Here is an 11922-nt window from a genome sequence, read left to right on the forward strand (position 1 = left end):
GCGATCGATTGCCATAACCGGTGGAGACGAAAGGACGGCGGATGTCTCGTCTTCCCTTTTCCCGCTCGCGAGAGGAGCTGGCACCGTCCACGCCGCTTATGCGGCCAGTCCTTCGGTCATCGCCGTTGCAACACCCGCTTCCGCCACCCGCAACTCCCGCGCCAGCACATAGCCGCCGCGACGTTGCTTGGCCCGGTATAGCGCCTTGTCGGAGCGCGACAGCAGCGCGTCGGCGGTGCGCCCGTCGTCCGGCGCGACGGCAACGCCGACGCTGACTCCGAGCTCGATCTCCTGTCCGTCGACCTCGTACGGCGCGCTGATCGACTCCACGATGCGCCGCGCCATCGCCTCCGCATCGGCCGCCGCGCCCTGGACCAGGACGAATTCATCGCCGCCCATGCGGATCAACAGGTCGTCTTGCGTGACGAGCGCCTGGAGCCTTCCTGCGACCTGTTTCAGCAGCGCATCGCCGGTGGGATGGCCGAACCGGTCGTTGGCCTCCTTGAAGCGGTCGAGATCGAGCGTATGGACCGCAACCATCCCGGCTGACAGCATCAGGGGCAGGTCCGTCATCAGCACCGAGCGGTTGGATACGCCGGTCATCGAATCCGAGCGCGCGAGCTGCTCGAATTTGCGCTTCAGCGTAATCTGGCTGATCGAGGCGTTGAAGCTCAGCCGCACCATCTCGAAACTCGCGACCACGTACATCAGGATGAGGAGCCCAAGGCCGACGTGGCGCAGATCCGGCTGCATGAAAGTGACGATCGCAGTGGGACCGGCGATCGCAACCAGATCGAGCAGCGCCGCGACGGGACGCAGCGCCAGCCGCGCCACCACGCCGGCGCCGAAGCCGAATCCGATCCCGATCGCCATGACGGAGCAGAGCGCATCGCCCAGCACGATGCTGCGCGCGGCGAACACGCCAAGCACCAACGCCGTCGCAACGGTGCCGGCAATATAAAGCCGCTCCCAGGTCGCGGCCTCGGTCCGAACGAGTTGCGGTGAACGCGCGAGACGACGACGGAAGGCAAGAATTTCGAACAGACGGACGATTGCCACCACGACACCGGCGACCGTCAGGACCGCCGTCACCACGTCTCCGGTCTCGTAGGTCGTGATGCCACCGACCATTGCAAGGCAGGCGGCCGCGAGAATGTTAGGCATCGTCGTGCCGTGAAGGCCCACGATGACTTCCAAATAGACGGCGTCGGAAATCGACGCCCGTCCGGATTCCATTCTGTCGAAGAACATGCCAGCTCCCGTCTGCTGGCAAGGTTCTACCTCACATCGGTAAAAAGGGGTGCGTCGCACCACGCTTGCATTTTAACGCGCGGATTAACCGCGCGTTAGCCATGTGCGGTCCTTCACCCACGCTACATCCCCAGCAACCGCGGCAGCCACAGCGACAGACCGGGCCAATAGGTCACCACCACGAGGAAGCCCAGCATGGTCAGCAGCCATGGCCACACCGCGACCGTGAGCTCGGTGATGCCCATCTTGGCGATGCCCGAGGCCACGTAGAGATTGAGGCCGACAGGCGGATGGCACAGGCCGACCTCCATGTTGACCGTCATCAGGATGCCGAAATGGATCGGATCGATGCCGAGCTTGATCGCGACCGGAAACAGGATCGGGGCCATGATCAGAATGATCGAGGACGGCTCCATCACGTTGCCCGCCAGCAGCAGCAGCAGGTTGACGAGCAGCAGGAAGCCGATCCACCCCAGGCCCTGGTCGATCATCCATTGCGCCAGCGCCTGCGGCACGTTCTCGTAGGTCATCAGGAACGAGAACAGCACGGCGTTGGTGATGATGTAGAGCAGCATCGCCGAAAGGTTGGCCGATGACAGCAGCACCCGCGGCACGTCCCGCAGCTTCAGATCCTTGTAGATGAACACCGCGACGATGAAGGCGTAGACGGCGCTGACGGCGGCGGCTTCGGTCGGCGTGAACAGGCCGCTGTAGATTCCGCCGATCACGATCACGATCAGCAGGATGCCCCAGATCGACTTGCGGAAAGCGTCGAGACGCTGGAGGAATGTCGCCTTCGGCATCCGCGGATAGTCGTTGCGCCAGGCGCGATAGAACGTCGTGGCGCCGAGCAGCGAGGCCAGCACCAATCCGGGCACGATGCCGGCGATGAAGAGCTTGCCGACCGAGCTGTTGGTGGAGACGGCGTAGAGCACCATCGGGATCGAGGGCGGAATCAGAATGCCGAGCGAGCCGGATGTCGTGATCACGCCGGCGCCGAACCGCTTCGGGAAGCCTTGCGCGACCATCGCGGGCAGGATCACCGAGCCGATCGCCACCACGGTCGCCGGCGAGGAGCCGGATATCGCCGCGAACAGCGCGCAGGCGACCACGCCCGACAGCGCGAGGCCGCCGTACCAATGACCGACCAGCGAGGTCGCAAAATTGATCATGCGCCGCGCAACGCCGCCATGGGTCAGGAAATTGCCGGCAAGGATGAAGAACGGGATCGCCATGATCTCGAAATTCTCGATGCCGGTGAACAGCTTCAGCGCCACCGATTCGGTTCGCACGTCGGTCAGCGTGAACATGAAGCTGAGCACGGTGAGACCGAGCGCGATCGAGATCGGCATGCCCGTCAACATCAAGGAGAGCAGAAGCGCGAACACGATGAGAACGCGCAGGCCCTGCGGCAGCGTGATGATATGGCCCGCATGCGCAAAGCACACGGCGACGATCAGCACCGGCAGCAGCATCAGGATCCAGCCGAGCGGGCTGCGCTCGTCGCGGACCACCTGGGTGGGCGTCACCGGCGCCGGATGCACCGGGTCCACCTCGACGCCTTCGACGCCGGCCATGTCGTGATGCGGCAGCTCGCCGGTGCGATAGAACGACCAGGCGACCTGCAGGAAGCGGAAGCACATCAGGCCGGAGCCGAGCGGAATGGTGAGATACACCATCCACATCGGTGCTTCCAGATCGTTGGACTGCTGGCCGGTCTGCCACATCTGGCCGACGAAGGCGGCGCCGAAATAGGCGACGATGGCGGTGAAGAGCGCGCCGCACAGAAGGCCGAAGGTGATCACCCGTCGGCGCGATCCACCGGGAAGGATGTTGACCAGCACGTCGACGCCGACATGGATGCCGGTCCGCACGCCGTAGGCGGCGCCGAACTTGGCCATCCAGATGAACATGTAGATGCAGAGCTCCTGCGCCCAGGACAAATCGAGTGCGGCAAGCCAGACGAACGCCGCGCGGGCGGGGACGGCCAGAAAGGAAAGGTTGCGGGCCTCCGCCCATTTGGCGATGTCGATCGACAGCCCGGCGCCGTAACGGTGCAGCACGGCGACGAAGATGAGCGACGTCGCGGCCGCGATCATCGTCGCGATCAGCCACTCCTCGAGATGATCGAGAAAACGATTCAGCACACGCAGCAACTTGGTCCCCCCAGCATTGGCTCGTCTTTTCAAGAGCGAAACGGCCGGGAGTGCGATCACCCCCGACCGTTGCTATTGTTCTTGTTAGGGCGCGGCCGTCAGTTCATCTTGACGTCAAGTTCCTTGGCGACGAGATCGAGCACCTCCTGCCCGACCCGCCCCTTTGCCCATTTATACGTCGGCTGCATCGCTTCCTGCCATGCCTTGCGGTCGGCATCGGTCAGATAATGCAGCGTGGTCTTGCCCGTCTTCTTGATCTCGGCCAGCGCGTCCTCGTTCTCCTGATGCGCGATCTGGTTGGTGTAGTCTGTCGCATCCGCCATCGCCTTGTCGAGCTGGGTGCGGATGTCGGGCGGCAGGCCCGACCAGAATTTCGCGTTGACGATGACGGCATATTGCAGATGCGCGTGATAGGACACGGTGATGTCCTTCTGCACCTCGTAGAACTTCTGTGTCAGATAGTTGGACGCGGTGTTCTCGCAGCCGTCGACCACGCCGGTCTGCAGCGCCTGGTAGACTTCGGAGAACGCCATGATCTGCGGGATGGTCCCGAGCAGGCGGAAATACTGGTCGGCGACCTTCGATCCGGAGATGCGGAACTTCAGGCCCTGAAAATCGGTCGGCTTCACCAGGGGACGGTTGGCGGACAGCATGTGGAAGCCGTTGTCCCAATAAGCCAGCCCGGTGATGCCCTTGGACTCGAGCTTCTGGAACAGCCACTTGCCGACGGTGCCCTTCATCGCATTGGAATAGGTCGCGTCGTCCTTGAACAGCCAGGGCAGATCGAGTGCCTCGAATTCCTTGATGCCGAGCGGCGCGAATTTCGCGGTGGAGGGTGCGAGCATCTGCACCGAGCCGAGCTGCAGCGCCTCGATCTCCTCCTTGTCCTTGTAGAGCGTGGAGTTGGGGTAGACTTCGACCTTGACCTTGCCGTCGGTGTATTTCTCCGCAAGCTCCTTGAACTTCAGCGCGCCCTTGCCCTTGGGGGTGTCGTTGGCAACGACATGGCTGAACTTGATGACGATCGGAGTTTGGGCCTGCGCAACGGCAGGAGCGAGAATCAGCGCGGCCGCCGCGACCGCGAGAAGCAGTTTGCGCATGATGACCTCCCCAACAACCCCAGACAAACCGGGTGCTTTCTTGTTTTCCGGTCCGAGTAGTGGCAGCAATCCGCAAGCCGAACAACTAGACCTAAGCCCAATTTGCCGCAGCCAAGCTATCTTGACGAGCGCAGTTAACGCAACCTCGCACCCGCGCGCGTCCCGGGGAACGAGCGCTTATGTCGCATTGCGGCAGCGCATCAATCCTTGCGTTGGGCGACCATGAACAGACGGCGGAACGGGAACAGGGTCTGCCCCGCCGCATTCTTCGGATAGGCCTTCGCCACGCGCGCGCTATAGGCGGCTTCGAACGCGCTTCTCTCGTCGCCCTGGAGCACGTCGAGATAGCGCGTCAACCAGGTCCCCTTGGTCCATTCCTTGACCGGGTTCTTGCCTTCGAGCACTTGCAGATATTCTGTCTCCCAGATGTCGATATTGGCCGACATCGGCGCGAGAAGATCATGGTAATAGGCCGGCCCCTCGACCGGCGGCGGCGTGACGAGGTGCTCGACCTTGGAGCGCCACGGACCATCGAGCGCGGTCTCGCCGATCAGCACATGCGATGGTGCCAGGAAGTTGCGCGGCATCTGCACCGCAAGCATGCCGCTAGGCTTCACCTTCTCCATCAACAAGGGAAACAGTGCCGCATGATTGGGCAGCCAGTGCAGTGCGGCATTGGAATAGATCAAGTCGTATTGCCTGGCGGGGCGCCAATGGCCGAGATCTTCATGCGACCATTCCACGTCGGGTGCGGCCTTGCGGCCGGCGGCAACCATCTCGGCTGAACCCTCGACGCCGGTCACGGTGGCATCCGGCCAGCGCTCCTTGATCAGTTTCGTGACGTTGCCCGCGCCGGCCCCGAGATCGGCGATCGCGCGCGGGCCAAGATCCGGAATCCGCATCAAGAGGTCCACGGCGGGCCGGAGCCGGTGGCCGGAGAATTTCAGATATTGCTGCGGATCCCAGACCATCGCTCAACGCCTTTTCTTTTTCGTGTTTCCTTCAACGTCGCGCTTGGTTACCACTGCTCGTCCCGCTCAGGCAATTCGCAGGGCCCGCGGGATGGGCAGGAAACGAACGGCAACAAGCAAGAACGAAACAAGAGAGCATGTGACCATGGACCTCGGGCTCAAATCGAAAACCGCGCTCGTCACGGGAGCGAGCATCGGCATCGGCCGTGCCATCGCCAAGGGCCTGGCCGCCGAAGGCGTACGCGTCGTCGGCGTGGCGCGGCGAGGCGACCTGCTCGCAGAGCTCGTGAAGGAGGTCGGTGGCGGACTGATCACGCCGCTCGAGCAGGACGTCATGGCCAAGGACGCGGCGGAAAAAATCGCGGCTTTTGCAATGAAGGAGCTCGGCCATGTCGACATCCTCATCAACAATGCCGGCGGCAGCCGCCCCCTGCCCGTCGATGCTCCCGACAGCAAATGGGACGAGGCGATCGCGCTGAATTTCACCAGCTATCGGCGCATCGCGCATGCGCTGCTGCCGCAGATGATCGAACGCAAATGGGGCCGCATCGTCAACATCACCGGCAAGTCCGAGCCCGAAGGCCTCAACGCCGCCTTCGCTGCCAAGGCCGCCGTGCACGCCTGGGCCAAGGGCCTGTCGCGCGAGATCGGCGAGCACGGCATCACCATCAACTGCATCCCGCCCGGCCGCATCATGAGCGAACAGATCCGCCGCAACTACGCGCCGGATTATCGCGAGCGCTTCGCCGAGGAAGAGATCCCGGTCGGCTATTGGGGCGAGCCCGAGGATCTCGCCGTGCTCGCTGTGTTTCTGGCCTCACCGGTGGCGCGGTACATCACGGGCACCGTGATCCCGGTGGACGGAGGGCTGCGGCGGTATCAGTTCTAGGGCGGGGAGTGGCAGCTCGGCGCCAGCACAGATATTGTGGATGGGCCAGGTGCGCGCCGTACCCCGCCATCTTCCGGTTCCACGCAAATTGGCGCCGTTCTGCCGCCGGAACGGCAGGTCCTGCAACGCGTTGTCTCCCATATAGAGAAGGAGAAGATCATGAGCGTTGAAGGCAAGATCAAAGAAGGCGCCGGCTACATCAAGGAAGAGATGAACGAGCACGGCAAGGATCCCGAGAGCCAGCGCAAGGCCCAGGAAGGACGCGATCTTCGCAATGAAGGCCGCATGGAAGACGGCAAGCCCCCGAAGACCAGCAAGCCCGGCACGGGCCACTAATCCGGTCTAAGTCAAAGCCGCCTCCGGCTATGTCGGGGGCGGCTTTATATTTGGAGGTAAGAAAAGCGCTCGGAACATGGGCCTCATCCCGCCGTTGCTCCAGCCCCACTGGAGAAAATTCCATGTCCAAGCAGTCGCTGGCCGAGATCGCGAAGCAAATGGCCGGCATCGACATCGCCATTCTTTCGACCCACACCGAGAACGGCGAAATTGCCAACCGTCCGATGAGCAACAACGGCGATGTCGCCTATGACGGCACGTCCTACTATTTTGCTTATGAACGGACCCGCACCGTATCGGACATCCAACGGAATCCGAAAGTCGCGCTCGGCTATTCGTCAGAAGCGGGCCTTTTCTCGACGGGGATCTATGTCGCCGTCGAAGGGACCGCCGAACTGATCCGGGACAAGGCCGCCTTCCAGCAACACTGGACCAGCGATCTCGACAAATGGTTCGACCGTGGCATCGATACGCCGGGCATCGTCCTTATCAAGGTGAAGGCCAACCGCATCACTTATTGGAAGGGACGTGAAGAGGGTGAGGTTACGCTCTGATCGGCTAGCTCGTCGTGCAGCGCCTCTTTCGATGGTTCTTTCGGAGCCGGGAAACTGGCGCCATCACCATCGCGCAATGGCCCAACCTCACCCTATGGATCGTGATCGCTGCTGGCCTTCTGCTGTGGATCTGGCCCTCTGCAGGCAAAGCCAGCGTCGGCTTGACGATCGTCGCGAAAGGCGGGCTCATCATTTGGGGCGCCGACGAGATCATTCGCGGCGTGAATCCTTGGCGGCGCTGTCTCGGTGCCGCCGTGGTCGCCTATGAGATCATGACTCTTTTGCCATGAAGCCGACAGCGTCATCGACGGGCGGCGTCCCCTGCTCGAACACAAACCGTGCTCAATCCATCACCTGATCGGCCCCAATCAGAAAACTCTCGGGGATGGCAAGGTCGAGCGCCTTCGCCGTCTTCAAGTTGATGGTGAGCAGAAACTTGGTAGGCCGCTCCACCGGCAGCTCGGACGGTTGCGCTCCCTTCAGGATCCTGTCGACATAGGCCGCCGTGCGCCTCACCATTGAGTTGACGTCGGGACCGTAGGACATCAACCCACCGCCGGAAGCCCAAGCACCCCAGCCACCGATCAGCGGCAACCGACGCTCCTCCGCATAGCCGACGATACGCGGCATCAGGTTGATCATCAGCGTCGAGGTGACGACGTAGACGGAATCGACCTGGGCTGCCGTGGCCTTATCGAGAGCAGGAGAGAGCTCGTCGACCGTTCGAACGGTCAGCGACAACAGCTTGATCCCCAGCGGTTGGGCCGCCCGCTGCGTGTCTTCGAGCTCATTGTCGAGATGGTTGGGATTCCACAAGAATGCGACATGGGATACGCGCGGCACCGCTTCTTTCAGGAGTTGCAGCCGCTTCGAGCCGAGTTCGTCATGCAGGAAAGTCACTCCGGTCGCATTGCGCTGTGGCCGGCTGAGGCTCGCCACCAGGCCGAGCTTGACAGGGTCGGCACTGACCGAGAATACGATCGGCAGGTTCTTCGCGGCGTCCCGCACATAAGGCGCGATATCACCTCCGAAAGCCATCATGATCGCCGGCCTGGTTGCAGCGAGCTCGGTCGCAAGCGGGGCGAGCCGGTGCTCGTCATTGTTGGCGTGACGATAATCGTAGGTGATCGTCTTGCCGTCGACATAGCCGAGCGCGCTCATGCCGGCGAAGAACGGTTCGAGGGTCTCGTCGCTGGATGGCCTTCCGTAACGGAGAATGCCAAGGCGGGATGGCGGCCCGCCGCGCGTTTGGGCGCCGGCCCCGCGCCATAATAGCGCCGCGGCCGCGCCTCCCAAAACGACCGCCCGCCTATGCATAGACGTCTCCTGGCTTGACGACGATCATTGTCTTTCCGGATCGCATCCTGCCAGTGTTCCGGCCGACTGGTCAACTTGACGAGAGCTGCGAAGAGGGTCGCGGCGTCAACAACCTTGATTTGCGTCAAGCGCCCGTTCGAGACGTTGCCAGACCTTGCGCGCTACCGGCAAGCCGATACCAGACTGCCCGTATTCGTCCGGGCTGCTGTTTTGTCGCCAATGGCGCGGTGCGTACCGATTGAATCCGTGCGTTGACATTACAGAGGCCGTCCATGATGACGTTCCAGACCTCGGCCGGTGTACCACCGTGTGACGACTGACCTTTGGAGTGAGGTTCGTGAGCGATTGGACACGTTGGATCCCCGGGATCGATACGCTGCGCCACTACGAAGCAGGTTGGCTTCGGCACGATGTTTTCGCGGGTCTCGTGCTGGCGGCGATGCTCGTGCCAGTCGGCATTGCGTATGCAGCCGCGTCGGGTCTGCCGGGTATCCACGGGCTCTATGCAACCATCGTCCCGCTTCTGGTCTACGCGATGTTCGGTCCGAGCCGTATCATCGTGCTCGGCCCGGACTCGGCGCTGGCTGCCGTCATCCTCGGCGTTATTGCCCCCTTGGCCGGCGGCGATCCGGTTCGCGCAACAATGCTTGCCGCAATGATGGCGCTTGTTTCAGGAGCTGTGCTCATCGCGGCGGGCATCGCGCGATTGGGCTTTGTGACCGAGCTCTTATCCAAGCCGATACGGTACGGCTATATGAACGGCATCGCGCTGACCGTCTTGATCAGCCAACTGCCAAAGCTGCTCGGCTTCTCGATCGACAGCGAAGGCCCGCTGAGAGACCTTTGGGCGATTGCCGTCGGCATCAGCGGCGGCAAGATCAATTGGGCCGCGTTCGCAGTCGGACTTGGCACACTGATCGTCATCCTGCTGCTCAAGGGCCACAAACGAATGCCGGGAATCCTGATTGCCGTCGTCGGAGCAACCCTTGTTGTCGCACTCCTTGATCTCGGAACCAGTCATGGTGTGAAAGTCTTGGGGCCACTTCCGCAGGGCCTGCCGGCCTTCTCGATTCCCAAGATCGCCTACAGCGACCTGATCCCCGTGCTGGCCGGCGGAGCCGCCATCGCTCTGGTCTCGTTTGCCGATACCAGCGTGTTGTCGCGAACCTATGCTGCTCGTTTGGGCGACAAGGTCGATCCGAACCAGGAAATGATGGGTCTTGGCGCGGCCAACCTGGCAGCCGGCTTCTTTCAGGGCTTCCCGATCAGCAGCAGCTCGTCGCGCACGCCCGTTGCCGAAGCCGCCGGCGCGCGCACGCAGCTGACGAGTGTCGTCGGCGCGCTCGCGATCGCATTCCTTCTGCTGCTTGCGCCGAACCTGCTACAGCAGCTGCCGAATGCCGCATTGGCGGCGGTGGTGATCGCGGCCGCGATCGGCCTGATCGAAATCAGCGATCTCAAGCGGATCTACCGGATCCAGCGGTGGGAGTTCTGGTTGACCGTGCTGTGCTTCGTGGGCGTGGCCGTGTTCGGCGCAATTCCGGGAATCGGTCTCGCTATTGCGGTGGCCGTTGCGGAATTCCTGTGGGACGGCTGGCGTCCGCACTCCGCAATTCTTGGGCGAGCGCGGGGTGTCAAGGGCTATCACGACATCACCAGATATCCCGATGCCCGCCTGATCCCCGGACTGGTGCTGTTCCGCTGGGATGCGCCGCTGTTCTTCGCCAATGCCGAGTTCTTCAAGGAGCGAATCCTGGCTGCGGTCGAGAAATCGCCGACCCCTGTGCGCTGGCTGGTGGTCGCCGCCGAACCGGTCACGAGCGTCGACGTCACCGCCTGTGACACCGTTGCCGAGCTGGACGAGGCGCTCAACGCCAGGGGCATTGAACTCTGCTTTGCCGAGCTCAAGGATCCGGTAAAGGACAAGCTGAAGCGCTTCGGCCTGTATGCTCAGGTTGGCGAAGCCCAGTTCTTTCCGACCATCGGCTCAGCCGTCTCGAGCTATCTGGAAATCAATAACGTCGCGTGGGAGGACTGGGAGGACCAGGTCAGGGTAAGCCGGTAGGAGGAGTGGCTCATATTGCCGACGATGCTTGCCGCCGTCTCCGTTCTCCGATGAGCCACCGATGCCGGCGGCTCATCCCTGGCCTGCCGGTGGGACCACATACAGCGTGAGCGCAAAGACCGCATAGATGAAGATCATCAGCGCGCCTATGAACCATGCCGAGCGGCCACTGGCGGTGATGTAGGCCGACGTGACCGTCGCGATCATCACCATGGTGACGGCACCCGGCCAGAACTGCAGGTCCATCGGCTTCGGCCCGACCACATAGCTGAGCAGCACCAGCGCGGGTGCCACGAACAGAGCAATCTGCGAGGCACTGCCGAGCGCAATGCTGACGGCCATGTCGAGCCGGTCCTTTCGCGCCGCAGCGAAGGCCACCGCAAATTCGGCGGCGGCGCCGACCAGCGAGACGACGATGAAACCGACGAAGGCCGGGCTCATGTCGAAGGTTTCCGCCGCCTTCTGCACCGATTCCACGAAGATCTCACTGACCAGCGCGACCAGCACCGTGACGACCAGCAGCGTGCCCACGGCTACGCCGATCGGCCAGTGCGCCTCCTTGTCGTCGCCGTGATCGGCGCTTGCGAACAATTCCTTGTGCGTCACCAGCGAGAACCACAGGCCGAGCGCGTAAGCGATGATCAGCAGGATCGAAATGCCGAGGCTCAGCGTGTTCAGGATGGCCCCGCCCTGCGGCAGGTGCTCGAGATCGGCGACCGCCGAAGGCGCAAGCAGGGCCACGGTTGCCATCAGCAACAGGCCGGACGAAAGGCGCGCGCCGGCGCGGTTGTACTCCTGCACGTGGTAGCGCAGGCCGCCGAGCAGCAGGCAGGCCCCCAGCATGAACACCGCATTGGTGACGATCGCGCCCGCAATCGACGCCTTCACCAGCATGTACTGGCCGGCCCGCAGCGCCGTGATGGCGATGATCAGCTCCGTCAGATTGCCGAGCGTGGCATTGAGCAGCCCGCCGACGGCATCGCCGGTCTTCGCAGCGACCGCCTCGGTGGCATGGCTGAGCAGGGCCGCCAGCGGCACGATGGCCAGCACGGCCAGCACGAACAGCAGCGTGTGCGAATGCGGCACCGCCGCCTCGGCCACCAGCACGATCGGCACGAACACCAGCATCCAGAGCAAAGGGTTTTCGCGGATTTCCCTGAACAGAATCTGCATATCGGCCCTCTTCCATCGCATGCGCTCATGGAAAGGTCCGCAGGCCCGCCGCAGGAGTGTTGATCTGGCTCAACGAGAGGCTGGCGGATGCGCCCCGCCATGCGGCTTGA

Annotated in this window: 11 protein-coding genes and 1 pseudogene; 5 read left to right on the forward strand and 7 right to left on the reverse strand. The window is 62.9% G+C overall.

Annotated elements, in window-relative coordinates; all coding sequences use genetic code 11:
* Window positions 1-96: 96 nt before the first annotated feature.
* The 5 genes and pseudogenes from CO669_RS09645 to CO669_RS09660 all read right to left on the reverse strand — a co-directional run bounded on the left by CO669_RS09645 (window position 97) and on the right by CO669_RS09660 (window position 5478).
* Window positions 97-1314, reverse strand: a complete 1218-nt coding sequence (locus CO669_RS09645; RefSeq protein WP_245444244.1) for a GGDEF domain-containing protein — start codon at window positions 1312-1314, stop codon at window positions 97-99.
* A 59-nt stretch (window positions 1315-1373) separates the two neighbouring features.
* Window positions 1374-2654 (reverse strand): TRAP transporter large permease, encoded by a 1281-nt coding sequence (locus tag CO669_RS36295; RefSeq protein ID WP_245444268.1) that lies wholly within the window; start codon window positions 2652-2654, stop codon window positions 1374-1376.
* Between the two features lie 216 nt (window positions 2655-2870).
* Window positions 2871-3350, reverse strand: a pseudogene (locus CO669_RS36515) (TRAP transporter small permease); the annotation flags it as partial.
* A 155-nt stretch (window positions 3351-3505) separates the two neighbouring features.
* Window positions 3506-4507 (reverse strand): DctP family TRAP transporter solute-binding subunit, encoded by a 1002-nt coding sequence (locus CO669_RS09655; protein ID WP_097659577.1) that lies wholly within the window; start codon window positions 4505-4507, stop codon window positions 3506-3508.
* A 200-nt stretch (window positions 4508-4707) separates the two neighbouring features.
* Window positions 4708-5478 carry a methyltransferase domain-containing protein gene (locus tag CO669_RS09660; protein WP_097659578.1) on the reverse strand — a complete coding sequence of 257 codons (771 nt, stop codon included), beginning with the start codon at window positions 5476-5478 and terminating at the stop codon, window positions 4708-4710.
* 145 nt (window positions 5479-5623) lie between these two features.
* Between CO669_RS09660 and CO669_RS09665 the strand changes: the two genes are divergently transcribed.
* The 4 genes from CO669_RS09665 to CO669_RS09675 all read left to right on the forward strand — a co-directional run bounded on the left by CO669_RS09665 (window position 5624) and on the right by CO669_RS09675 (window position 7547).
* The gene (locus CO669_RS09665; RefSeq protein WP_097659579.1) at window positions 5624-6367 is read left to right on the forward strand and encodes an SDR family NAD(P)-dependent oxidoreductase; all 744 of its coding nucleotides are present in this window, start codon (window positions 5624-5626) and stop codon (window positions 6365-6367) included.
* A 159-nt stretch (window positions 6368-6526) separates the two neighbouring features.
* A complete protein-coding gene (locus CO669_RS35930; protein ID WP_198963928.1) occupies window positions 6527-6703 on the forward strand; it encodes a hypothetical protein in 177 nt (58 codons plus the stop codon).
* 122 nt (window positions 6704-6825) lie between these two features.
* The gene (locus tag CO669_RS09670) at window positions 6826-7257 is read left to right on the forward strand and encodes a pyridoxamine 5'-phosphate oxidase family protein (protein WP_097659580.1); all 432 of its coding nucleotides are present in this window, start codon (window positions 6826-6828) and stop codon (window positions 7255-7257) included.
* A 14-nt stretch (window positions 7258-7271) separates the two neighbouring features.
* Complete coding sequence (locus tag CO669_RS09675) at window positions 7272-7547, forward strand: hypothetical protein (protein ID WP_097659581.1); 276 nt, start codon at window positions 7272-7274, stop codon at window positions 7545-7547.
* Window positions 7548-7599: 52 nt separating this feature from the next.
* Here the strand turns inward: CO669_RS09675 and CO669_RS09680 are convergent, their stop codons facing one another.
* On the reverse strand, window positions 7600-8574 hold the full coding sequence (locus CO669_RS09680) for an ABC transporter substrate-binding protein (protein ID WP_097659582.1): 975 nt from the start codon (window positions 8572-8574) through the stop codon (window positions 7600-7602).
* Window positions 8575-8911: 337 nt separating this feature from the next.
* Here CO669_RS09680 and CO669_RS09685 point away from each other — a divergent pair, with 337 nt between their 5' ends.
* Window positions 8912-10639 (forward strand): SulP family inorganic anion transporter, encoded by a 1728-nt coding sequence (locus CO669_RS09685; RefSeq protein ID WP_097659771.1) that lies wholly within the window; start codon window positions 8912-8914, stop codon window positions 10637-10639.
* Window positions 10640-10711: 72 nt separating this feature from the next.
* Here CO669_RS09685 and cax read toward each other — a convergent pair whose 3' ends face one another.
* Window positions 10712-11812 carry a calcium/proton exchanger gene (gene cax, locus CO669_RS09690; RefSeq protein WP_097659583.1) on the reverse strand — a complete coding sequence of 367 codons (1101 nt, stop codon included), beginning with the start codon at window positions 11810-11812 and terminating at the stop codon, window positions 10712-10714.
* Between the last annotated feature and the right edge of the window lie 110 nt (window positions 11813-11922).

Source organism: Bradyrhizobium sp. Y36 (genome assembly GCF_002531575.1).
GTDB lineage: Bacteria > Pseudomonadota > Alphaproteobacteria > Rhizobiales > Xanthobacteraceae > Bradyrhizobium.

Excerpts from the sequence above, each read along its gene's own strand:
- CO669_RS09655 (WP_097659577.1), bottom strand. The coding sequence starts at position 4,507 with ATGCGCAAACTGCTTCTCGCGGTCGCGGCGGCCGCGCTGATTCTCGCT.
- CO669_RS09660 (WP_097659578.1), bottom strand. The coding sequence starts at position 5,478 with ATGGTCTGGGATCCGCAGCAATATCTGAAATTCTCCGGCCACCGGCTC.
- CO669_RS09665 (WP_097659579.1), top strand. The coding sequence starts at position 5,624 with ATGGACCTCGGGCTCAAATCGAAAACCGCGCTCGTCACGGGAGCGAGC.
- CO669_RS35930 (WP_198963928.1), top strand. The coding sequence starts at position 6,527 with ATGAGCGTTGAAGGCAAGATCAAAGAAGGCGCCGGCTACATCAAGGAA.
- CO669_RS09670 (WP_097659580.1), top strand. The coding sequence starts at position 6,826 with ATGTCCAAGCAGTCGCTGGCCGAGATCGCGAAGCAAATGGCCGGCATC.
- CO669_RS09680 (WP_097659582.1), bottom strand. The coding sequence starts at position 8,574 with ATGCATAGGCGGGCGGTCGTTTTGGGAGGCGCGGCCGCGGCGCTATTA.
- cax (WP_097659583.1), bottom strand. The coding sequence starts at position 11,812 with ATGCAGATTCTGTTCAGGGAAATCCGCGAAAACCCTTTGCTCTGGATG.